This window comes from Bacillus cereus, from assembly GCF_015071065.1.
In the GTDB taxonomy this organism is placed as follows: domain Bacteria; phylum Bacillota; class Bacilli; order Bacillales; family Bacillaceae_G; genus Bacillus_A; species Bacillus_A cereus_BA.
The window spans coordinates 35,307-57,643 of the sequence record NZ_VOVA01000007.1 but is presented as its reverse complement, the minus strand read 5'-3'; the positions used below and the strand labels follow the sequence as shown (position 1 = coordinate 57,643).

The window sequence follows — 22,337 nt, the reverse complement described above, 5'->3', positions numbered from 1 at the left end:
GATATGGCTAAGAAGGGGAATGTATTACAACAACTTGGTTCTTTAATAGGTTTAGTATTAATTATCGTAGTAATTACAGCTTTAAATCCAGCATTTATTGAAATTCCAAATTTATTTAATATACTGCGCCAAGTATCGATTAATGCACTCATTGCATTTGGAATGACCTTCGTTATTTTAACTGGGGGTATTGACTTATCGGTAGGTTCTATTTTAGCATTATCAAGTGCACTTGTTGCCGGAATGATGGCAAGTGGCATGGATCCGTTCCTTGCAATGGCAGTTGGATTATTAGCAGGTCTTGTAATGGGAATTGTAAACGGTATCATTATTGCGAAGGGAAAAGTAGCTCCGTTTATTGCGACTTTAGCAACAATGACTATTTTTCGCGGGTTGACGCTTGTTTATATGGACGGACGTCCGATCACTGGTCTTGGTGATCATTTAATGTTCCAAATGTTTGGCCGTGGTTATTTCCTTGGTATTCCTGTGCCAGCCGTTACAATGATGATTGCTTTTGCAGTACTGTACTTTATTTTAAAGAAAACAACGTTTGGTCGCCGTACGTTTGCGATTGGTGGAAATGAAGAAGCGGCAGCTTTATCAGGTATTAATGTTACGAGAATTAAAGTAATGATTTACGGTCTTTCCGGAATTTTGGCAGCGCTCGCAGGTATTGTCTTAACATCAAGGTTAGATTCTGCACAGCCGACTGCTGGTACTTCTTACGAATTAGATGCAATTGCAGCAGTTGTGTTAGGAGGAACGAGTCTTTCTGGCGGAAGAGGATGGATTGTTGGTACATTCATCGGTGTGCTTATTATTGGTGTACTAAACAACGGTTTAAATTTATTAGGTGTATCTTCTTTCTTCCAACAAGTTGTAAAAGGACTTGTAATCTTACTAGCTGTACTAATTGATCGTCGAAAAGAAGCGTAATGGAGGGGCAATTCATGAAAAAATGGTTACTGATACTCGTTGCATGCATCATGGTAGTTACTGCTGGTTGTTCAATGGAACCACCAGATTGGGCAAAGGATTCTAGCGATAAAGGTCGAAATAAAACTATTAAAGTTGGATTTTCTGTTTCAACTTTAAATAATCCATTTTTCGTCACGTTGAAAAAAGGTGCAGAAAAGAAAGCGAAAGATAGCGGCATTGAATTAATTGCTGTTGATGCACAAAATGATGCAGCGAAGCAAACAAACGATGTTGAAGATTTAATTCAAAAAGGTGTCGATGTAGTTGTTATTAATCCAACCGACTCAGATGCTGTTGCTTCAGCGGTAAGTGCAGCCAATGCAGCCAATGTTCCTGTTATTACAGTAGACAGAGTTGCAAATTCAGGTAAAGTTGTTTCTCACATAGCTTCCAACAATGTAGAAGGTGGTCAAATGGCTAGTGATTACATTCGGGAAGTAGTTGGTGAAGGAACAAATGTCGCTGAGTTAGAAGGAATCCCTGGATCGTCTGCTGCTCGTGAGCGTGGGAAAGGATTCCATAATGTGGCTGATAAGTCTTTAAAAGTAGTAGCAAAACAGTCAGCTGATTTCGATCGTGCAAAAGGGTTATCCGTTATGGAAAATATTTTGCAAGCAAATAGCGATATTAAAGCAGTATTTGCTCATAACGATGAAATGGCATTAGGCGCAATTGAGGCATTAAAATCTGCTGGCAAAACAGATGTAGTCGTTGTTGGATTTGATGCAACGGACGATGCTGTAAAAGCGGTTCAAGATGGACGCATGGCAGCAACAGTCGCTCAAAAACCGGAATTAATCGGAGAGAAGGCGATGGAAACAGCAAAAGAGATAATACAAGGTAAAAAGGTGGACAAATTTATTCCGATTGAATTAGAGCTTATTAAGAAAAAATAAATATAAAATGAAAATTAGGAAGGAAGAATAACAAATGAAATTTTTTATCGATACAGCAAACATTAACGAAATTAAAGAGGCAAATGCATTAGGTGTAGTAGCTGGAGTAACGACAAATCCATCACTTGTAGCAAAAGAAGGCGTAGATTTCCATGAGCGTATTCGTGAAATTTGCAGCTTTATTGAAGGACCTGTAAGTGCAGAAGTAATTAGCTTAGAAGCTGATAAAATGATTGAAGAAGGAAAAGAGTTAGCAAAAATCGCTCCAAACGTTGTTGTAAAAGTTCCAATGACAACAGAAGGCTTAAAAGCAGTAAAAGCATTCTCTGATTTAGGAATTCGTACAAACGTTACATTAGTATTCTCAGCAGTGCAAGCATTACTTGCAGCTCGCGCTGGTGCGACATACGTTTCACCGTTCTTAGGTCGCCTGGATGATATCGGTCATAACGGTATGGACTTAATCCGTCAAATCGCAGAAATCTTTGCAATTCACGGCATTGAAACAGAAATCATTGCAGCATCTGTACGCCACAGTGTTCACGTAACAGAAGCAGCATTAAATGGTTCACATATTGCAACAATTCCAGCAAACGTAATTGCTTCATTAGTGAAACACCCATTAACAGATCAAGGAATTGAGAAATTCTTAGCTGATTGGGAGAAAACACAAGAGAAATAATTCGAAATGGAGAACCCAAGTTTAATTAACTTGGGTTCTTTTTTTATTTAAGGGAATTTTCATGCAATTTTGCATATTATCTTTAAAATTTTTAATATAAGCTATTTAATATATACAAATCACTCTTTACTTTTTGTGTTTTTACATAAAAAGGTAGAGGGTCTGACCAGAAAACTGGAGGGCATGATTCTATAACAGAAAGCTTAACGTTTATAGAATTATGCCTTTTTATATAGGGAGGGCAGAAAGCAGGGATTTCGATTAAAATGCACTTATTTATCTGAATTTTAAGTTTTACAAAAGGAGAGAAATAGAATGAGAAAAAAAACGCCATTTAAAGTGTTGTCATCATTAACGATCGCAACAATCATCGGATGCACAGCTGTAATGAGCGCTCCGTTAGCATACGCAGAAACGCCAGCAAAAGAAAGTGTGTCTACAACGCCAATTGATCATAATTTAATTCAAGAAGATCGTTTAGCGGAAGCGTTGAAAGAAAGAGGAACAATTAATCCAGCATCGTCTAAAGAAGAGACGAAAAAAGCTGTAGAGCAATATATTGAAAAGAAACAAGGGGATCAGGTAAATAAAGAAATTCTTCCAGATGATGCTGCTCAAGAAGCATCTGATTTCGTAAAAAAGGTAAAAGAGAAGAAGATGGAAGAAAAGGAAAAAGTAAAGAAAGCTGAAAAAAATGTTAGCCCTGAGCAAAAGCCAGAGCCAAATAAAAAGCAATTAGATGGGAAAGTTCCAACTTCTAAGGCGAAACAAGCTCCATATAGTGGACCTGTCCGCAATGATAAAGTGTTAGTGTTACTCGTTGAATTTAGTGATTATAAACATAATAATATTGAACAAACACCGGGTTATATGTACTCGAAAGATTTTAGTAGAGAACATTATCAAAAAATGTTATTTGGTAATGAGCCTTACACATTATTTGATGGTTCGAAAGTAAAAACATTTAAGCAATATTATGAAGAACAGTCTGGTGGTAGTTATACGACAGATGGATATGTAACAGAGTGGTTAACTGTTCCAGGTAAAGCTGCTGATTACGGCGCTGATGGCAGTAGCGGTCACGATAATAAAGGACCAAAAGGTGCGCGTGATTTAGTGAAAGAAGCATTAAAAGCTGCAGCGGATAAAGGATTAGATTTATCACAATTTGATCAGTTCGACCGCTATGATACAAATGGCGATGGCAATCTTAATGAACCGGACGGTGTAATTGATCATTTAATGGTAATTCATGCCGGTGTTGGTCAAGAAGCTGGCGGTGGTAAATTAGGAGATGATGCAATTTGGTCACATCGTTCAAAATTAGCAAGAGATCCAGTAGCGATTGAAGGTACAAAATCAAAGGTAGATTATTGGGGTGGAAAAGTAGCAGCGCATGATTACACAATTGAACCAGAAGACGGTGCAGTAGGTGTGTTTGCACATGAATTTGGACATGACCTTGGTTTACCAGATGAATATGATACGAATTATACTGGAATGGGATCACCTGTCGAAGCTTGGTCATTAATGAGTGGAGGTAGCTGGACAGGAAAAATCGCAGGAACAGAGCCAACTAGTTTTTCACCACAAAATAAAGACTTCTTACAAAAGAATATGGGCGGCAACTGGGCGAAAATTTTAGAAGTAGATTACGATAAAATTAAGAGTGGTGTAGGCGTTCCTACATATATTGATCAAAGTGTTACAAAATCAAATCGTCCAGGTGTCGTACGTGTCAACTTACCAGGTAAGAGTATTGAAACAATTAAGCCTGGATTTGGAAAGCGTGCATACTATAGTACAAGAGGCGATGATATTCATACGACATTAGAAACACCATTCTTCGATTTAACAAAAGGAACAAATGCAAAATTTGATTATAAAGCGAATTATGAACTAGAAGCAGAGTGTGATTTCATCGAAGTACATGCTGTAACTGAAGATGGAACGAAAACATTAATTGATAGATTGGGAGAAAACATAGTCCAAGAAGATAAAGATACAACAGATGGAAAATGGGTTGATAAATCATATGATTTAAGTCAATTTAAAGGGAAGAAAGTTAAACTACAATTCGACTATATTACAGATCCAGCTTTAACATATAAAGGTTTTGCAATGGATAATGTAAATGTAACAGTTGATGGACAAGTAGTATTTTCAGATGACGCAGAAGGACAGTCTAAAATGAAGTTAAATGGATTCGTTGTTTCTGATGGGACAGAACAGAAGCCACATTATTATTATCTAGAGTGGAGAAACTATGCTGGATCAGATAATGGATTAAAAGTGGGAAAAGGTCCGGTGTATAATACAGGTCTTGTCGTTTGGTATGCAGATGATAGTTTCAAAGATAACTGGGTTGGGGTACATCCAGGTGAAGGCTTCCTTGGTGTTGTAGATTCTCATCCAGAAGCGATTGTTGGAAATTTAGGTGGGAAACCAGCATACGGTAATACTGGAATTCAAATTGCAGATGCTGCATTTTCATTTGATCAAACACCTTCATGGAGTGTAAATTCATTTACACGAGGACAGTTTAATTATGCTGGATTACAAGGTGTTACAACTTTTGATGATTCTAAAGTGTATAGTAACAAACAAATTGCTGACGCGGGACGCAAAGTTCCAAACCTTGGCCTTAAATTCCAAGTTGTTGGACAGGCAGATGATAAGTCTGCGGGTGCCGTTTGGATTAGACGTTAATAAAAAAAGCACATTTTTCATATGAAGAATGTGCTTTTTTATTTGTACAGTAAGTTATTATTTTAGCTTATGTAATACAAGCGTTTATCCATGTGTAGTGTATCAAATTATGTGGGGAAAGGGAATATTTCCGAGGGAATTGTCGAAGTATCGTCGGTATTTATACACTTTCTTTTTAAAAGAAGAGATGTAGTATTGCCTTTACGGCTTAATTTATTTACATTGTTATTTGGTTATACACAAAAGTAATATATTAGGCAAAAAAAGAGCTCTATTCAATAGAGCTCTTTTTTATGGATAGAAAGGAGTGAGTAGTAAATGAAAGAAACAATTGTATGCCCACAGTGTGAAGGGAATATTACAATACAACATGTTATCGACATCCCACATCTTTTTTCATTAAGATGTCCACATTGTAAGGTGAAGCTGAGAGAAATAAGAATAACACCCTGTCTAATATTAGCGGCGATTTGTATAATCCCACTGTTTATTATTATTGGAGAGAGTATTCAAGAATTGCTAGTAAAATATTTCTCTATTATAGACAATGTACCAACCGTACTTATTTTTTTCTTATTTTGTTATCCGTTGTATTATTTCTATGAAAAATATAATGCTATATTGTTCATTAAATATGGCTTGTTGAAAGTTAAAGGTTGAATAGGAGATTATCATTATGTTGTGGAAAATTTATTTAGTAATTGTAGCGATATTAGCTATTACTTCGTTAGTAAGAGGCATGTTTCAAACTCCAATTCAAAAGTTTGATTTTGTAGTGTCCATTATTACATGGATAGGGTTATTTGGTTTTGTGTTTGATGTAGAAATATTAACCCAAATCGTTTGGAAATGCATCTTTGTGTTTAGCATTCTTTGGACTTTGAGTGCAGTTTTTGTTTTACGTTTATATGAAGAGCGAGATGAACCATTACCTTTTATATTTAAATTAATCGGCGTTATCCCAACTATTCCGTTATATTACGGGTTATATCAATATGCATTTTAAAAAAAGACAATGATGGAATTAACCCATCATTGTCTTTTTTACCTTGCTTCTTACATAAATCATTCCAGCAAATGTTAATAAGAATGCAGTTCCGATAATGAAGCTTGCACTAGGTGATGCTCCGATTGCTCCAACTGTAAAGGAGCCGGCAACAACTCCTAATGAGAAGAAGGCATAAAACAATCCGAATGCTTTTCCGCGCTTATCTTCTGTTGTATTTTCAACGAGTAAAGCATTAATTGCTGGGAAGAGGATAGCGAATCCAATTCCATAAATCATCATAACGATAAAGAGCATGCCTTTTGTTGCAAATAATCCGAGTAAAGATAACGCTAGTGCCATTACTGCAATCCCGATTAGCATTAGTTTTGAACGATTAAATCGATCGTAAATGCGATTTGTTGGCAGTAAGAAGAAGAGGATAGCGGTAATTCCGAATACACTTAACATCATGCCTGTTGTAGATGCTTTAAGTGCTAACGCCTCAACTTTTACTGGTAACATATAAGTGACAATCCCTTGTGAAAACATTAGTGTGAAAGCACCAATATATGCTTGTAATAACGGTTCTGATTTCAATAGTTCAATCATATCTTCTTTGTTCATCATTTGTGTTCTTGATGTATCTTTCCTTGATACGTTATTTGGTAAGAAGAATAGAGATACGATTGTACCAAGGACCATTAAAATAGAAATGGTAATGAACACCCACTCTATACCAGCTGTTGCTTTCATAATACCACTGAAAGCAGGTCCTACGATTGCCGCTGTTCCAACAGCAGCACCAGATAGAGCCATTGCCTTACCTTGCCTTGCTGAATTTGTTTGTTTTGATAAAAACGTAAAGGCAGCAGGAATTAAAAATCCGTCACTAAAACCGTGCATAAAGCGCACAACTAATAGTTGTTCACCACTTTGAACAACGGTGTATAACAAGACTATGAAACTCGTAATTCCCATGCTTATATAAAGGATTTTTTTTGCACCAAATTTATCGACAGCGGCTCCAGCAATAATATTACCGATCATATTAGCGAATGAGTACATACCGACAACTAGCCCGATAACAAGAGGGGTTCCCCCAAGGCTTTGAGCGAAAGTACTCATAATAGGTAATTGTGAAAATGTATCTAAAAACGCTACGATAACAATAAAGTAAATAAAATATTTCAAGCGATATTCACCTCTCCTATGCTATTATGGCATAATGCTAATTTCAACTGCAATGAAATTAGCATTAACAGATGTGGAAAAAAGTACAAAGTGACAAAATATTGAACGTTATTTGTTAAAATTTAGTGGAAATGAGATTGTTTTTTTGAAATATATGGATGAAAGTATTATAATAGATTTGTAAACTTCACCAGGTTAAGTATATACATAGAGAGGGATGTATAAAATGAAAGCATTACTTTGGCATAATCAACATGATGTACGAGTAGAAGAAGTACCAGAACCAACTGTAAGACCAGGAGCAGTGAAGATTAAAGTTAAATGGTGTGGTATCTGCGGGACAGACTTGCATGAATATTTAGCAGGACCTATTTTTATTCCGACAGAAGAACATCCATTAACACACGTAAAAGCACCGGTTATTTTAGGTCATGAGTTTAGTGGTGAGGTAGTAGAAATTGGTGAAGGAGTTACATCTCATAAAGTGGGAGACCGCGTTGTTGTAGAACCAATTTATTCTTGTGGTAAATGTGAAGCTTGTAAACATGGACATTACAATGTTTGTGAACAACTTGTTTTCCATGGTCTTGGCGGGGATGGCGGTGGTTTCTCTGAATATACAGTAGTACCAGAAGATATGGTTCATCATATTCCAGATGAAATGACGTATGAACAAGGTGCGCTTGTAGAACCAGCAGCAGTAGCAGTTCATGCAGTACGTCAAAGTAAATTAAAAGAGGGAGAAGCTGTAGCGGTATTTGGTTGTGGCCCAATCGGGCTTCTTGTAATCCAAGCAGCAAAAGCAGCAGGAGCAACACCTGTTATCGCAGTGGAACTTTCTAAAGAACGTCAAGAGCTAGCTAAATTAGCAGGTGCTGATTACGTATTAAACCCAGCAACTCAAGATGTGCTAGCAGAAATTCGCAACTTAACAAATGGTTTAGGTGTAAATGTTAGCTTTGAAGTAACAGGTGTTGAAGTTGTACTTCGTCAAGCAATTGAAAGTACAAGCTTTGAAGGCCAAACTGTAATTGTTAGTGTGTGGGAAAAAGATGCGACAATTACTCCGAATAACCTTGTATTAAAAGAAAAAGAAGTTATCGGTATTCTTGGATATCGTCATATATTCCCAGCTGTTATTAAATTAATTAGCTCTGGCCAAATTCAAGCAGAGAAATTAATTACGAAAAAAATCACAGTGGATCAAGTTGTTGAAGAAGGCTTTGAAGCACTTGTAAAAGATAAAAAACAAGTGAAAATTCTTGTTTCACCTAAATAATATATAATAGAAGAAAGTAGCCCTTTTCTAGAAATAGAAAAGGGCTACTTTTTTTCTATACTGAAAGGTGATAGACTTTCCTTTAACTAAAGGTATTTTTGTTTGGAAGGGGAAGTCCAATGCTTTCATTTATGTTGACATTGAAACGGATGTTAAGAGCCTGTTTACGAGCATGGAAAGATAAAGAGTTTCAAGTGTTATTCGTATTAACAATTTTGACATTAACATCGGGGACGATTTTTTATAGTACAGTTGAAGGATTACGTCCTCTTGACGCTTTATATTTTAGTGTGGTTACGTTGACGACTGTCGGTGATGGAAATTTTAGTCCGCAAACTGATTTTGGAAAGGTATTTACGATCTTATACATATTTATCGGGATTGGATTAGTGTTTGGATTTATTCATAAATTGGCAGTTAATGTGCAACTGCCAAGTATATTATCGAAAAGAAAAAAAGAGTAAAGCGGTTAATCGCTTTACTCTTTTTTTACATTAGTTTAGACAAGTATTTGCAGTAGCTTAACAATACTTTATTAAAATGTAAGTGTATTCATTCATTATATTCACTATGTATAAAGTTATAATGATATGAACATTTGCATATTTTAATTTATTGATAGAAATTTTGTGAAAGGTGGGATATTCTAGTCATAGGTTAACCGGAAGACATCATAGGATCCTAACAAAATATGAACAATAATTCAATTATAAAATGGAGGATTTCAGATGAAAAAGAAAGTTCTTGCTTTAGCAGCAGCTATTACGTTAGTAGCACCGTTACAAAGTGTAGCATTTGCTCATGAAAACGATGGAGGACAGAGAGTTGGAGTTATTCCGCGCTGGTCTGCTGAAGATAAGCATAAAGAAGGCGTAAACTCTCATTTATGGATTGTAAACCGTGCAATGGATATTATGTCTCGTAATACAACACTTGTAAAACAAGATCAAGTTGCACTATTAAATGAATGGCGTACGGAGTTAGAGAACGGTATTTATGCTGCTGACTATGAAAATCCTTATTATGATAATAGCACATTTGCTTCACACTTCTATGACCCTGACAATGGAAAAACTTATATTCCATTTGCAAAGCAGGCAAAGGAAACTGGAGCTAAATATTTCCAATTAGCAGGTGAGTCATACAAAAATAAAGATATGAAACAAGCATTCTTCTATTTGGGTTTATCTCTTCATTATTTAGGGGATGTAAATCAACCGATGCATGCAGCAAACTTTACAAATCTTTCGTATCCACAAGGGTTCCATTCTAAATATGAAAACTTTGTAGATACGATCAAAGATAATTATAAAGTAACGGATGGAAATGGATATTGGAACTGGAAAGGTACAAATCCAGAAGATTGGATTCATGGAGCGGCAGTAGCTGCGAAACAAGATTACTCTGGCATTGTAAATGATAATACGAAAGATTGGTTCGTGAAAGCAGCTGTATCACAAGAATATGCAGATAAATGGCGTGCTGAAGTTACACCAACAACAGGTAAGCGCTTAATGGATGCGCAACGCGTAACGGCTGGATATATTCAGCTTTGGTTTGATACGTACGGAAATCGTTAAGTATTGGAGAAGGGTCAAATCTCAGAATAGAGTATTTGGCCTTTTTATCACTATACAGTAAACGGAGGATATGAATTGTGAAAAGTAAATTGCTAAAAGGTGTACTAGGCTTTGGGATTGTTCTAGGAGCTTTATATAGCGGATCTTCTGCTCAAGCGGAAATGTCTACAAATCAAAATGATACGTTGAAAGTGATGACTCATAATGTATATATGTTATCAACGAATTTATATCCAAACTGGGGACAAAATGAGCGTGCGGATTTAATTGGGGCAGCGGATTATATGAAAAATCAAGATGTTGTTATATTAAATGAAGTATTTGATAATAACGCTTCAAATCATTTGTTAGGGAATTTAAAGAAAGAATATCCAAACCAAACAGCGGTATTAGGTCGTAGTAACGGAAACGAATGGGATAAAACGTTAGGTAACTATTCATCTTCGACCCCTGAAGATGGCGGTGTAGCTATTGTAAGTAAATGGCCAATTGTTGAAAAGGTTCAATATGTATTCGAAAAAGGCTGCGGGCCAGATAACTTATCGAATAAAGGATTTGTATACACAAAAATTAAGAAAAATGATCGTTTCGTTCATGTAATTGGGACGCATTTACAAGCTGAAGATAATATGTGTGGACAAACTTTGCCAGCATCTGTACGTACAAAACAGCTACAAGAAATTCAAGAGTTTATTAAAAATAAAAATATACCAAATAACGAGTATGTGTTAATTGGTGGTGATATGAATGTAAATAAAATAAATGCTGAGAATAATAGCAATTCAGAGTATGCATCGATGTTTAAATCATTACATGCGTCTATACCATCTTATGCAGGACATACAGCAACTTGGGATGCAACAACAAATAGTATTGCAAAGTATAATTTCCCAGATGCCCCAGCAGAATATTTAGATTACATTGTTTCTAGTAAAGACCATGCAAATCCCGCACGTATAGAAAATAAAGTGTTACAGCCAAAGTCTCCAGAATGGTCCGTTACATCATGGTTGCAAAAATATAAGTATAATGATTACTCAGATCATTATCCAGTAGAGGCAACTATTTCTATGAAGTAGAGTAGTCTTAAGAAAGTTTCTTCGTGAAGAAGAAACTTTTTTTATTTGAAAACAGGAAAATCATTCTTTCTTTCCAATATATATAAGACATATATAGAAGAGGAGAGAAAAATGTGGATAGAGGAATTTTTAAGGAAGTTCCATTACCTTGTGCATTTTTAGATGAAGTGGCTTTAGAGAGGAATATTCAATCGATTATAGAGTTAAGTGGAGATAAGAAGATTCGTATAGCGAGTAAATCATTACGCTCTGTTCCAATTATGAAAAGGATTTTAGCTGCAAATAATCGTTTTCAAGGTATTATGTGTTTTTCACCTAGAGAAGCTTTGTTTTTAACTGAACAAGGATTTAATGATTTACTGCTAGGATATCCTGTTTATGATGAAAGAGCTTTACATGAAATTAGTTTACTGACAAAGCAAGGGCTCATTATAACTTGTATGGTGGATTGTGAAGACCATATTGTTTATTTAGAAAAAATTGCTGAGAAGTCTAAAGGCTGTTTTCGCGTTTGTTTGGATATTGATATGAGTAGTCGTTTTTTAAAATTTCATTTTGGTGTAAAAAGATCCCCGGTAAAAGATGTGCGGAGCGCTTTGAAAATAGTAGAAAAGGTGGAGGGCTCATCATATTTAATACTAGATGGTGTAATGGGATATGAAGCTCAAATTGCCGGGGTGGGGGATCATATACCGAATCAATGGATGAAAAGTAAAGTGGTTTCGTATTTAAAGAAGAAATCAGTGTTAGAGGTTAAAGAAAGAAGAGGATGTATCGTAAAAGAAATACAAAACCTTGGTATTGAACTAAGGTTTGTAAATGGGGGAGGAACAGGAAGTATAAAAACAACCGAGCGAGATAATTCAATTTCAGAGATTACAATAGGTTCTGCTTTTTATTCCCCAAAACTGTTTGACTATTATAAAGAAGTACAATTTCATCCAGCTGTCGGATTTGCTTTACCAGTTGTGCGTAAACCAGCTCCGTTTACTTATACTTGCCTAGGTGGTGGATATATTGCCTCAGGTGCAGTTGGTAAAGATAAAGAGCCTGAGGTTTGGCGACCAAATGGTGCAAAACTATTAGCTTTAGAAGGTGCTGGTGAAGTGCAAACGCCAATTTTTTATAACGGTGAGGAACGAGTGGATATAGGAGATTCTATCTTGTTTCGCCATAGTAAAGCTGGAGAGTTATGTGAGCGTTTTCCTTTTTTATATCGTGTTAAAAAAGGAGAGATCGTTGGGGAGTATTCAACATATCGGGGGGATGGCCAATGCTTTCTATAAAGGGACAAAAATGGAGAAATTGGACAGGGAATGTAGAAGGAACTCCGCATTATACGATGTATCCAGAAAGTATACAAGATGTAGTAGAAGTGGTGGGGCTTGCGCGAGAAAAGGGAAAGAAAATTCGGGTTGTCGGTTCAGGGCATTCTTTTACACCTCTCGTGCAAACGGAAGAAATTTTAGTTTCTTTAGATGAATTGAAGGGCATTGCAAATATTGATGCAGAGAAGATGATTGTTGAAGTGTGGGCAGGAACAAAGTTACATGATTTAGGGAAGTTACTTGAGGAAAAAGGTTATGCGCAAGAAAATTTAGGGGATATTGATTCACAATCTATTGCGGGAGCGATTAGTACGGGAACTCATGGGACGGGTGTTACATTTGGGAGTTTATCAACACAAGTTATAGAGATCACGGCAGTTTTATCAACAGGTGAGAGTATAGTTTGTTCAGAAACTAAGAATGCCGAATATTGGAAAGCATTTCAGTTGTCGCTTGGAATGCTAGGTATCATTGTAAAGATAAAATTGAAGGTTATCCCAGCGTATTCTCTCGTTTATGAAAGCGAAAAACAGTCATTATCTACTGTGATGAACAAGCTAGAAGAATACAAGAATAATCGTCATTTTGAATTTTTTGTTTTTCCTTATTCAGATGAGGTGCAAGTGAAATTTACAAATGAAACAATGAGTAAAGAAAGTGATTTGAAATGGCATAAACTAAAGGTGGAGTTACTTGAAAATAGGATGTTCTCTTTGTTATCTAAAGGGTGTAAATGGTTTCCTTCTATAAGTAAAGGAGTAAGCCGATTATCAGCTAAGGCTGTACCAAACACAAAAATAATTGGTCCAAGCTATGAAGTATTCGCTACATCACGTACGGTTCCATTCTATGAAATGGAGTACAGTGTGCCTTCAAAGTATATGAGGGCTGTTGTAGAAGAAATTTCAAATCGTATTGAAAAGAAAAAGTATAAGGTGCACTTCCCGATTGAATGCCGCTACGTGAGAGGTGATGATATATGGCTCAGTCCAGCATATGGAAGAGATTCGGCGTATATCGCAGTTCATATGTATAAAGGTATGAAGTATGCCGCTTATTTTGGTGAAGTAGAGAAAATTTTTCTAAAGTATGAAGGGCGCCCACATTGGGGGAAAATGCATACGTTAACGTACGAAAACTTACAAAATATATATCCAGAATTGCATTCGTTTCTAAAAATGAGGAAGTCACTAGATGAAACAGGAATGTTTTTAAGCCCTTATACAGAAAAGTTATTTACGATTATGAAAAAAAGCTGACAAATTATTATTTGTCAGCTTTTTTAAGTGTAATTGCATTTCTTGTATGACTGATATGCTCGTAAAATAGTAATTTATCACGGCTAAATACATGCAATAAAACATGAATAATGAATAGGCCGTTAATTACGAATTGGAACAATAATGTAACCAGTAATACTAAAGGCTCTGTAAGATTTAAAATAGAGCTACTAGAAAGAATATAATTGATTCCACCTAAAACAAAATAGAATATACCGTAACGAATGAATAATTCCTTCATTGTAATACGTTCTGATTTTCCTTTCACGTAAATACGAAGTAATGCTTTTCCAATTGTTCTTCCATTCGTAAAGTATGGAATGATAATAAAATAAATAAAGATCGAACACGTAATGAAAATGAGTTCATACACATTTGTGTAAGATTGAATACTAGAAATAAAGATAGAATTTCCTTTGTTTTTAATGACCGGTACAACGATAGATAAGAAAATCCAATCAATTTGCATCGCGATAAGGCGACGAACGAATCCGACTGGTTTTGTTTCCAAATCAATATGACTATCCAATTCGCTTGCTTTCGGAAGGAAGTACGTAAATACTGGAGCGATAATAAAACCAATGATTCCTCCTAATGTATTTAAAAACAAATCGTCGATATCGAATAAGCGATAGGCACAATTATATATACCGTATAATCCAGTCACCTGTGTTAGCTCGAAAAATAGTGAAAGACAAAAAGAAATACAAATAGTCTGTAAGAAACTACGTCGGAAATAATAACGTAAGTAAATACCGAATGGAACGGTTAGTAGAACGTTAAAAGCAACTTGTAAAAATGCAGATTCTTTTAATAAGTAGAAATAAGTAGCTGGTTTCGTTAAAATTGTCGATGTATGATTACTAATCTCTTGTATGAAATAAAATGGTGATAGTTGCATGTGCTGTGTATTAGCAGGTTGTAGGCTACAAGTATCGTACGTTTGTGGTAACGGCAAAATAACAAGAAAATAGGCATTTAATAAGTAAAGTAATAATGAGTATAAAATAAATGAGCGCCATTTATTTAAATAACCGTATTTTCGATAATTAAATATTAAAAAAGGAATTAAGAGAAACATTGCTAAAATAGGAAATAAAATAAATGCTGTTTTTACTGGAAATAAATATGCAGTCAAAATGAAGCTCCTTTTAATAAAAATACGTCTATTATTATAGCCTTAAAAAGAGTTTCTAACAAAGATATATTAGTTTGAAATAGAAAAAATCACAAATTATATAGGATTTGCGTTATACTAAATTTAATATAAGGATATTATAATGATATAAATTGAGAGAGGTACATGATATGCAATATGAGCTTTTTTCAGTAAGCGGGGGTCATATTACGACTTTTGAAAGTGCATGGCGTTTTCAAGAGGGGGAACAGATTTTTGTCCATGATGATAACACAAAACGAAACTTTATTATTATTCGCTTAACACATGATGTATTTCAAAATAATAAACATGTTATTCGCCTGTATTGTCAGGAAAAGAAAGTTTATGCATAAGGAGAAACCTCTTACTGTATGGGGGCAGTAAGAGGTTTTTTATTTCATATAGGTAGCATTGGATTTGGAAGAAAGGATGTAATGTTGCATTTGGTGTTTCCACGTTTCACCGCTCTTTCTTTTTGAAATCCACTCATGATAATATTGTTGTGTTTTCCATAACATACGAACCATATATTCAGCGCCATCATCTGTACGATGCATGTGCGAAAATTCTATGTTAATAAAACCTTGTGTGCCAGACGATGGATAATGCTGTCTAAGCGAATGAAATATTTCATTTTCATAGCCATATTTAATATGAATAAGTTTAGTAACAATAAACATGCGAACACCTCTTTTTCGATAATGATAAAAAACAGGATAGAAGAGAGAGCTTATATTTTCTTTATACATGTAAGGGAAAGTAGTGAGGATAATTGGTGTTATGCTATTCGGAAAATTCAAAGTAAATAATGGGATTTATTTTAATTTGAAATATAAAAAGCAAGTCATCCTATTTTAATAGAATGACTTGCTTTAAAGAGTGTAAGTTTCACTTTATCCCGCTATTTGCGGGCTGTAAGACTCCCACCTCAAAATTCAGCTGGAGCGAAGAAGTTAGGTGGGAGATCAACTGCCCGTAAACCCCCACTGATTAAAGTTTCACTTTATAAGAAAATGATAGTTAGCACACCTACGATAATACAGTAGAAAGAGAAATATTTTAAATTTCCTTTTGCCATAATGTTCATAAACCATTTTAATGAAATATATGTCATGACAAATGTTGCGATGAAAGCAACAATATAAGGTACAAATAATGTATCTAAATTTGGATCGTTTGCAATGTCTGTAATACTTAACAATAAACCACCTAAGCTAACAGGAATGTATAGTAAGAATGAGAAGCGAAGAGCTGTTTCTTGCTTCATACCAAGTAACATTGCCGCTACGATTGTAGCACCTGATCTGCTTATACCAGGAATTAGTGCGCAAGCTTGTGCTAGACCAATAATGATTGCATCTTTCATAGAAAGGTCGCCATCATTTTTACGTCCACGTAAGTTTCGAATAATCCAAAGGCCGATAGCAGTAATGAGAAGGGAAATCCCAACCATTTTCACACCTTTTAAATAGTGGTCGATATAATCTTTAAATAAAACTCCAATTACACCTGCTGGAATTGTTGCAATAACAAGGTAAATAATAAAGAAGAAATCTGATTTTGCATCTTCTGCTCTTGTGAATATATAAGATAGACCATTCTTTGTTAGACGAATTAAGTCATTTCTATAAATAAGTAATACAGCTAATAATGAAGCTGAATTTACAAGTAGCTCAAAGCTAAACCCTTCTATTTTTAGTCCTAGCAAATGCTGTGCTAAAACGAGGTGACCGCTTGAAGAAATCGGAATTGGTTCTGTTAGCCCTTGGAACAGACCAAGAATTAAATACTTTAAAATGTAGTAAAATTGTTCCATAATAACCTCCTTGTTTATTAATCGAAAGAAACAACTTTTCCATTATAACAAAAGAGAGGGTGAATATTGAGAAGAAATAAATATTCGAAATATAATAAAAATCCCTTATAGCAGTATAAGGGATTTTTATTATTAATGAGAAGCTACTGTTTCTTGAAGACTTTTAGTTAATTGAACATCGACTTTTTCAGCATCATGAATATGATTCATAATAGTAGTATTTAATTTTTGGAACATTTGTTGTGTATTTGCAAATTCTCGTAATATATCATCATTACAAGATTTTTGGTTTTCGATAGCTTTAATAACATTTGTAGCGCCACTTTGTAATGTTTGAATCATTATTAAAATATTTTCAATTCTAGCGTTAGTATCGGCGCTCATTTCTACACCTTCATCAACTAAATGTAAATTATCTTTTGTATTTTCGTACGCTTTTTCAATTTCTTCTTGGATTTTTTTCGTTAAATTGCCAATATTTTTTGTACTTTCTGCTGTGCTTTCTGCTAGTTTTCTTACTTCATTGGCAACAACAGCGAATCCTTTTCCATGCTCTCCAGCACGTGCAGCTTCAATACTTGCATTTAACGCTAATAAATTTGTTTGCGCAGCAATGTTTTGAATCACTTCTACTATTTGTTCAATTTCTTTAGAGCGCTCGCTTAAATGATTCATACTATTAGAAGTGCGCTGAGATTGTTCACCTAATTTATTAATTACAATAAGTAAACGGTGAACAGATTCTTTTCCTTCATTAGAACAATCGATAATTTCTTCAATAGACTGAATTAAGCTTTGTTCTTTTTGTAACATTTCACTATTTAATTCATTGGAATGTGTCGTACGTGTTGAAACATTTTCAAAACATGAGTTTAATTGTTGAATTAAATTTTGGAGTGTATGGTGCTGGTTATTTACAAGTTGATGCTCTTGAACAACGCTTTGTACACGGTCGTGGATAGAAGAAATAGTCTCTTGGTTTTCAATATCTTTTTGTTTTAATTCTGTTTCTAGTTCTTGTATACGATTTTCTAATTGATCAATTTTATGTTGGAGTGCTTTCTTTTGAGTAAACATGTATTTATCTCAACCGCCTTTAGAAGTTATATTTTCTCTATATTTGGATTTTAGCATCTTTTATAATTTTTAAATATAGGAATTGTTAAATATTTAAGAATCTATTACATTTTATTCATAATTCCCTTTTTTTGTCATGAAAAATAAACTGTATTTAATGGTTCTGTAAACAAACTGTAAAATAAATCATGTATAACTGTATAAGAAGGGAGTCGGATTATGAACTATTTTAAGCGAATCAGTAGTCTAGTATTAGCAGGAATTATTATTCTTTCTAGTACAGTCGCTGTAAAAGCAGAGTCAAACGACGAGAAACTTAACAATATGCAACAGCAATTGCAGCAAAACGATGCAGATATGCAGAAGAAAGAGCAAGAGAAGCAAGCTGTTAGTAAAGAAATTCAAGGTATCGAAAACGAACTACATAATTTAAATAATACAATTGCAAAAAATAAAGAGGATCAAGCTGCTATTCAACGTAAAATCGATGAAACACATAAGCAGATTGAACAAAAAAAAGCAGATATTATCGTTTTAGAAGATAAAGTCCTTGCTCGTAAGGATATTATGAAAAAACGTATGGTTTCTGTTCAAAATAGCTCAAATACGAGTTTAGTAGTAGAAGTTGTTGTAGAATCAAAAAACTTTGCAGATTTCATACAACGTATGAACGCAGTTACTACTATTCTAGAAGCAGATAAAGAGATTTTACGTCTACAAGAACAAGATCTTCGTCAAATTGAAGAAGATAAAAAAGAGATTGACGAAAAAGAAGCATCTTTAGTAGTAGATAAACAAAAATTAGCAAAAGCACAAGCTGATTTGCAAGATAACTTGAAAAAACGTCAAGATAACTTACAAGCAGTTCAAGCTAAATATAATCAGGTTGCAAGCCAACTTAATTTAGCAGCGGAAGAAAAAGCTAAAATTGAGTCAAATATGAAGGCGGTACAAGAAACGATTGCTCGTGAGCAAGAAGCAGCAAGAATTGCAGCGGAAGAGCGTGCAAAAGCAGAAGCGGCTGCAAAGGCTGAGCAAGAAGCTTTAGCGAAAGCACAAGCGGAAATTGCTGAAAAGCAAAAACAAGAAAAAGCTAATAAACCAGCTGAACCTGTAGCTAAAGATACAACACCAGCTAAGCCGGATCCAAAACCAGCTCAAGGTGGAAAAGAATTTTATGTAACAGCAACTGCTTATACAGCTGATCCATCTGAAAATGGCTATAAATCGGGTGAAATTGTAAAGTCTAAGTTAGGACATAATTTGACTGCAAATCCAAACATGAAACTAATTGCTGTAGATCCAGCTGTGATTCCATTAGGTTCTACTGTATATGTGGAAAATTATGGTACAGCAATTGCTGGAGATACTGGTAGTGCGATTAAAGGTCATATAATTGATTTATTAATGCCAGATTCAGCTACAGCTAATAATTGGGGCAGAAGAAGTGTTAAAGTTACAATTTTAAACTAAAACGAAATCCAACTTTACAATATGTAAAGTTGGATTTTTTTGTAAAAATAATGTTAAGTTGAGTTTACATTTTGTTAAAGATGGCATACAATAATGGTAAGGGGTGGTAAATTTGACCATTTTAAACAGAGTGAAGGAATTAAGAGCTCGCTTTAATTTTACGCAAAGTGTATTAGCAGAAAAGGTTGGGGTGACGAGACAAACAATCGCTGCAATTGAAAAAGGGGATTATGTTCCTTCATTGTTACTAGCGTTAACGATTTGTGATGTGTTCCAGTTAAAGATGGAAGATGTGTTTGTTTTAAATAAGGAGGGGGAAGAGGATGAATAGAATTGTTGCTTCATATATCATAAATTTATTTTACAGTGTATTGGCATGCTGGGCATTTGTAGAGTTTTATGATTTTTATATACAGTTTGCTGATATTATTAAAACTGAAAAGTTCCCATTTGAAATAACGATACGTTGGTTGCCATTTGCATTAATATTTATTGTAGCTATCATATTAGCATTTTTAAAAAGATTGCATAAGAAGAAATATAATAAACATTCATTGAGATTGTTTCCTTTACTATTTCTTCAAGAGGATGAGCGTGAGAAAGTTATTACAGATAAAGCATGTCGAACAACATTTGTATCACTATGGTTTGTATTACCGTGTGCACTAGGATTATTAATATTTACGCCTGTAGCAAATTTATATATTTCGGCATATCCTTTATATGTTGTATATTTGATTTATTTAATTCAAATGACAGTATTTCACGTATCTCTATACAGAAATAAATTGGCTTAAAAAGAAACCTTCTTGCATCGGCAAGAAAGTTTCTTTTCAGCTTATACTTGTACATATAGCAATATTATTTTATCATTTTATATAGAGTAAGATTTTGTAAGGGAAAGGAATTGTATATGAATAAGCAAAGAATTTATAGTATAGTAGCAATCCTTCTATTTGTTGTAGGAGGTGTATTAATCGGAAAGCCATTCTATGATGGATATCAGGCTGAAAAGAAACAGACTGAAAATGTACAGGCTGTTCAAAAGATGGATTATGAAAAGCATGAGACGGAATTTGTAGATGCTTCAAAAATTAATCAACCAGACTTGGCAGAAGTAGCGAGTGCATCGTTAGATAAAAAACAAGTAATCGGTCGTATTTCAATTCCAAGTGTTTCAGTAGAACTGCCTGTTTTAAAAGCTTCTACTGAGAAAAACCTATTGTCAGGTGCAGGGACTGTAAAAGAAAATCAAGTAATGGGAAAAGGGAATTACGCACTAGCAGGACATAACATGTCTAAAAAAGGTGTTTTATTTAGTGATATATCATCTTTGAAACAAGGCGATAAAATTTATTTATATGATAATGAAAACGAATATGAGTATGCTGTTACTGGTGTATCTGAAGTAACTCCTGATAAGTGGGAAGTTGTAGAGGATCATGGGAAAGATGAGCTGACACTTATTACATGTGTATCTGTGAAGGATAATTCTAAACGTTATGTTGTTGCTGGTGATTTAGTAGGAACAAAGGCGCAGAAATAAAAAAGAAGGTCAACTCTTTAAAGAGTTGACCTTCTTTTTTACCAATGTTGAGAAATAATAGAATATTTTAGTTTGTATTTAAGTATTTTTCTATTTATGTATAATAAAGTTAGGATTCTAGATTTTGGGAGGAACAAGAGTGAGACAACAGGTGAAGAAACTTCTTTTAACAACAAGTGTAGCGTTATTGGTAGCGCCAATTTCTGCTTATGCACATCCAGGACGTACAGATGCTAATGGTGGACATACGTGCCGTACAAATTGTGAGAAATGGGGATTACAGTACGGGGAATATCATTATCACAATAAACCAGCTTCTAGTAGTGGTGCAACGAGTCCAGCTCCTAGCCAAAATAATAATGGTGCTGTAGAAGCTGAAAGACAAGCAGAAGCGCAGCGTAATGCGGAGGCAGAAAAACAACGTGCTGCAGAAGAACAGCGTAAAGCAGAAGAAGAGAGACAGCGCAAAGCAGAGGCAGAGAGACAACGCGTTGCAGAAGAACAGCGCAAAGCAGAAGAAGCACGTAAGCAGGAGGAAGCGCAGCGTAAAGCTGAGGCTGAAAAGGGACAAGCTGAAGGGCAAAAAAACGGAGAGACAGATTTTAAAGCAGGAAAAAACAATGCAGAAGGACATTTAGCTGGAAAGTCAGATGCATATAAACAAGCATTTACAACTGCGTATGCTACGGCATGGTCTTTAGAAGAACAGAAAAAAGCACATTTTGAAAAAGGTAAAGAGCAAGGGGTAGCACAAGAGGCAATGGACGATAGTCAAATTACTCCTGAGTTTAAGGGGAACTTTGCAGAAGGTTTCCAAGTAGGGAATAAAGAGAGAACAGCAAAAATCGAAAAAGAGCAAGCAGAACTCGGTGAAAAGGGTGGTAAAGAGTTAGCTGAAAAGAAACCTGGGAATACTGAAAAGGATGTATATGTGAAAGCATATGAAACTGCGTATGAAAAGGGATATAAGTCTGCTAAAAAGGCAGCGGAAAAAGCTGGATATACATATGCATTTGAAAACTACGACTTAAAAGTTCCTGCTAAGTATGAAAAGAATGAAACATTAAAGAAATGGTTTACTGAAGGATTTAAATCAAATAAAAAGGCAGCGGAAATTCGAGAAGAAGGATATAAAAAAGGAGACAGCTGGCTTTCGTTCTTCTATAAGAGTTTCGTGCCAAGTGAATATAAAGAACATAAAGGCTTGTATGAACAAGCAATAGAAAAGGGAAAGAAAGCGTAAAAAAAGATGAGGAAAATTCCTCATCTTTTT

22 protein-coding genes and 1 pseudogene are annotated in these 22,337 nt (G+C 34.9%); 18 read left to right on the top strand and 5 right to left on the bottom strand.

Annotated features, from left to right (window positions below; all coding sequences use genetic code 11):
- Positions 1–3 precede the first annotated feature (3 nt).
- The 6 genes from FT637_RS18250 to FT637_RS18225 all read left to right on the top strand — a co-directional run bounded on the left by FT637_RS18250 (position 4) and on the right by FT637_RS18225 (position 6,274).
- Positions 4–939, top strand: a complete 936-nt coding sequence (locus tag FT637_RS18250) for an ABC transporter permease subunit (protein WP_001074641.1) — start codon at positions 4–6, stop codon at positions 937–939.
- Positions 940–953: 14 nt separating this feature from the next.
- A complete protein-coding gene (gene rbsB, locus FT637_RS18245) occupies positions 954–1,877 on the top strand; it encodes a ribose ABC transporter substrate-binding protein RbsB (protein WP_193647506.1) in 924 nt (307 codons plus the stop codon).
- A 34-nt stretch (positions 1,878–1,911) separates the two neighbouring features.
- Positions 1,912–2,559 carry a fructose-6-phosphate aldolase gene (gene fsa, locus FT637_RS18240; RefSeq protein WP_000667669.1) on the top strand — a complete coding sequence of 216 codons (648 nt, stop codon included), beginning with the start codon at positions 1,912–1,914 and terminating at the stop codon, positions 2,557–2,559.
- A gap of 315 nt (positions 2,560–2,874) precedes the next feature.
- Complete coding sequence (gene inhA2 / locus FT637_RS18235) at positions 2,875–5,268, top strand: M6 family metalloprotease immune inhibitor InhA2 (protein ID WP_193647505.1); 2,394 nt, start codon at positions 2,875–2,877, stop codon at positions 5,266–5,268.
- Between the two features lie 318 nt (positions 5,269–5,586).
- Positions 5,587–5,928, top strand: coding sequence for a hypothetical protein (locus tag FT637_RS18230; protein ID WP_193647504.1), 342 nt, complete (start codon positions 5,587–5,589; stop codon positions 5,926–5,928).
- Positions 5,929–5,944: 16 nt separating this feature from the next.
- Entirely contained in the window at positions 5,945–6,274 is a 330-nt protein-coding gene (locus tag FT637_RS18225; protein ID WP_193647503.1) for a hypothetical protein, read from the top strand.
- Between the two features lie 18 nt (positions 6,275–6,292).
- Here the strand turns inward: FT637_RS18225 and FT637_RS18220 are convergent, their stop codons facing one another.
- Positions 6,293–7,447, bottom strand: coding sequence for an MFS transporter (locus FT637_RS18220; protein WP_193647502.1), 1,155 nt, complete (start codon positions 7,445–7,447; stop codon positions 6,293–6,295).
- Positions 7,448–7,673: 226 nt separating this feature from the next.
- On the opposite strand from FT637_RS18220, the gene bdhA reads away from it, so the two are divergent.
- The 6 genes from bdhA (at position 7,674) to FT637_RS18190 (ending at position 13,972) form a co-directional block, all read left to right on the top strand.
- The gene (gene bdhA, locus FT637_RS18215; protein ID WP_002114142.1) at positions 7,674–8,726 is read left to right on the top strand and encodes a (R,R)-butanediol dehydrogenase; all 1,053 of its coding nucleotides are present in this window, start codon (positions 7,674–7,676) and stop codon (positions 8,724–8,726) included.
- A gap of 119 nt (positions 8,727–8,845) precedes the next feature.
- Positions 8,846–9,190, top strand: a complete 345-nt coding sequence (locus FT637_RS18210; protein WP_002114144.1) for a potassium channel family protein — start codon at positions 8,846–8,848, stop codon at positions 9,188–9,190.
- 264 nt (positions 9,191–9,454) lie between these two features.
- On the top strand, positions 9,455–10,306 hold the full coding sequence (gene cerA, locus FT637_RS18205) for a phospholipase CerA (protein ID WP_193647501.1): 852 nt from the start codon (positions 9,455–9,457) through the stop codon (positions 10,304–10,306).
- Positions 10,307–10,383: 77 nt separating this feature from the next.
- Positions 10,384–11,385: a sphingomyelin phosphodiesterase gene (gene sph / locus FT637_RS18200; RefSeq protein WP_193647500.1), complete on the top strand. Its 1,002-nt coding sequence runs from the start codon at positions 10,384–10,386 to the stop codon at positions 11,383–11,385.
- 113 nt (positions 11,386–11,498) lie between these two features.
- Positions 11,499–12,671 carry an amino acid deaminase/aldolase gene (locus tag FT637_RS18195; protein WP_193647499.1) on the top strand — a complete coding sequence of 391 codons (1,173 nt, stop codon included), beginning with the start codon at positions 11,499–11,501 and terminating at the stop codon, positions 12,669–12,671.
- On the top strand, positions 12,659–13,972 hold the full coding sequence (locus tag FT637_RS18190) for a D-arabinono-1,4-lactone oxidase (protein WP_193647498.1): 1,314 nt from the start codon (positions 12,659–12,661) through the stop codon (positions 13,970–13,972). Before FT637_RS18195 ends, FT637_RS18190 begins: the two co-directional genes overlap by 13 nt.
- Positions 13,973–13,979: 7 nt before the next feature.
- Here FT637_RS18190 and FT637_RS18185 read toward each other — a convergent pair whose 3' ends face one another.
- Positions 13,980–15,131, bottom strand: a complete 1,152-nt coding sequence (locus FT637_RS18185; RefSeq protein WP_193647497.1) for a VanZ family protein — start codon at positions 15,129–15,131, stop codon at positions 13,980–13,982.
- Between the two features lie 170 nt (positions 15,132–15,301).
- On the opposite strand from FT637_RS18185, the gene FT637_RS18180 reads away from it, so the two are divergent.
- A complete protein-coding gene (locus FT637_RS18180) occupies positions 15,302–15,505 on the top strand; it encodes a hypothetical protein (RefSeq protein WP_193647496.1) in 204 nt (67 codons plus the stop codon).
- Between the two features lie 39 nt (positions 15,506–15,544).
- Here the strand turns inward: FT637_RS18180 and FT637_RS18175 are convergent, their stop codons facing one another.
- The 3 genes and pseudogenes from FT637_RS18175 to FT637_RS30640 form a co-directional block, all read right to left on the bottom strand.
- Positions 15,545–15,832, bottom strand: coding sequence for a hypothetical protein (locus tag FT637_RS18175; RefSeq protein WP_193647495.1), 288 nt, complete (start codon positions 15,830–15,832; stop codon positions 15,545–15,547).
- A 323-nt stretch (positions 15,833–16,155) separates the two neighbouring features.
- On the bottom strand, positions 16,156–16,968 hold the full coding sequence (locus FT637_RS18170; protein ID WP_002010553.1) for an undecaprenyl-diphosphate phosphatase: 813 nt from the start codon (positions 16,966–16,968) through the stop codon (positions 16,156–16,158).
- Between the two features lie 132 nt (positions 16,969–17,100).
- Positions 17,101–17,619: pseudogene (locus FT637_RS30640) on the bottom strand (methyl-accepting chemotaxis protein); the annotation flags it as partial.
- Between the two features lie 645 nt (positions 17,620–18,264).
- Between FT637_RS30640 and FT637_RS18160 the strand changes: the two are divergent.
- The 5 genes from FT637_RS18160 (at position 18,265) to FT637_RS18140 (ending at position 22,307) form a co-directional block, all read left to right on the top strand.
- Positions 18,265–19,518, top strand: coding sequence for a 3D domain-containing protein (locus FT637_RS18160; RefSeq protein ID WP_193647493.1), 1,254 nt, complete (start codon positions 18,265–18,267; stop codon positions 19,516–19,518).
- A 112-nt stretch (positions 19,519–19,630) separates the two neighbouring features.
- Positions 19,631–19,849: a helix-turn-helix transcriptional regulator gene (locus tag FT637_RS18155; RefSeq protein WP_000154019.1), complete on the top strand. Its 219-nt coding sequence runs from the start codon at positions 19,631–19,633 to the stop codon at positions 19,847–19,849.
- Complete coding sequence (locus FT637_RS18150) at positions 19,842–20,315, top strand: RNA polymerase (protein ID WP_193647492.1); 474 nt, start codon at positions 19,842–19,844, stop codon at positions 20,313–20,315. The genes FT637_RS18155 and FT637_RS18150 overlap by 8 nt, the downstream gene beginning before the upstream one ends.
- A 116-nt stretch (positions 20,316–20,431) precedes the next feature.
- Positions 20,432–21,064: a class A sortase gene (locus FT637_RS18145; protein WP_193647491.1), complete on the top strand. Its 633-nt coding sequence runs from the start codon at positions 20,432–20,434 to the stop codon at positions 21,062–21,064.
- A gap of 139 nt (positions 21,065–21,203) precedes the next feature.
- A complete protein-coding gene (locus FT637_RS18140) occupies positions 21,204–22,307 on the top strand; it encodes a YHYH domain-containing protein (protein ID WP_193647490.1) in 1,104 nt (367 codons plus the stop codon).
- Positions 22,308–22,337 lie beyond the last annotated feature (30 nt).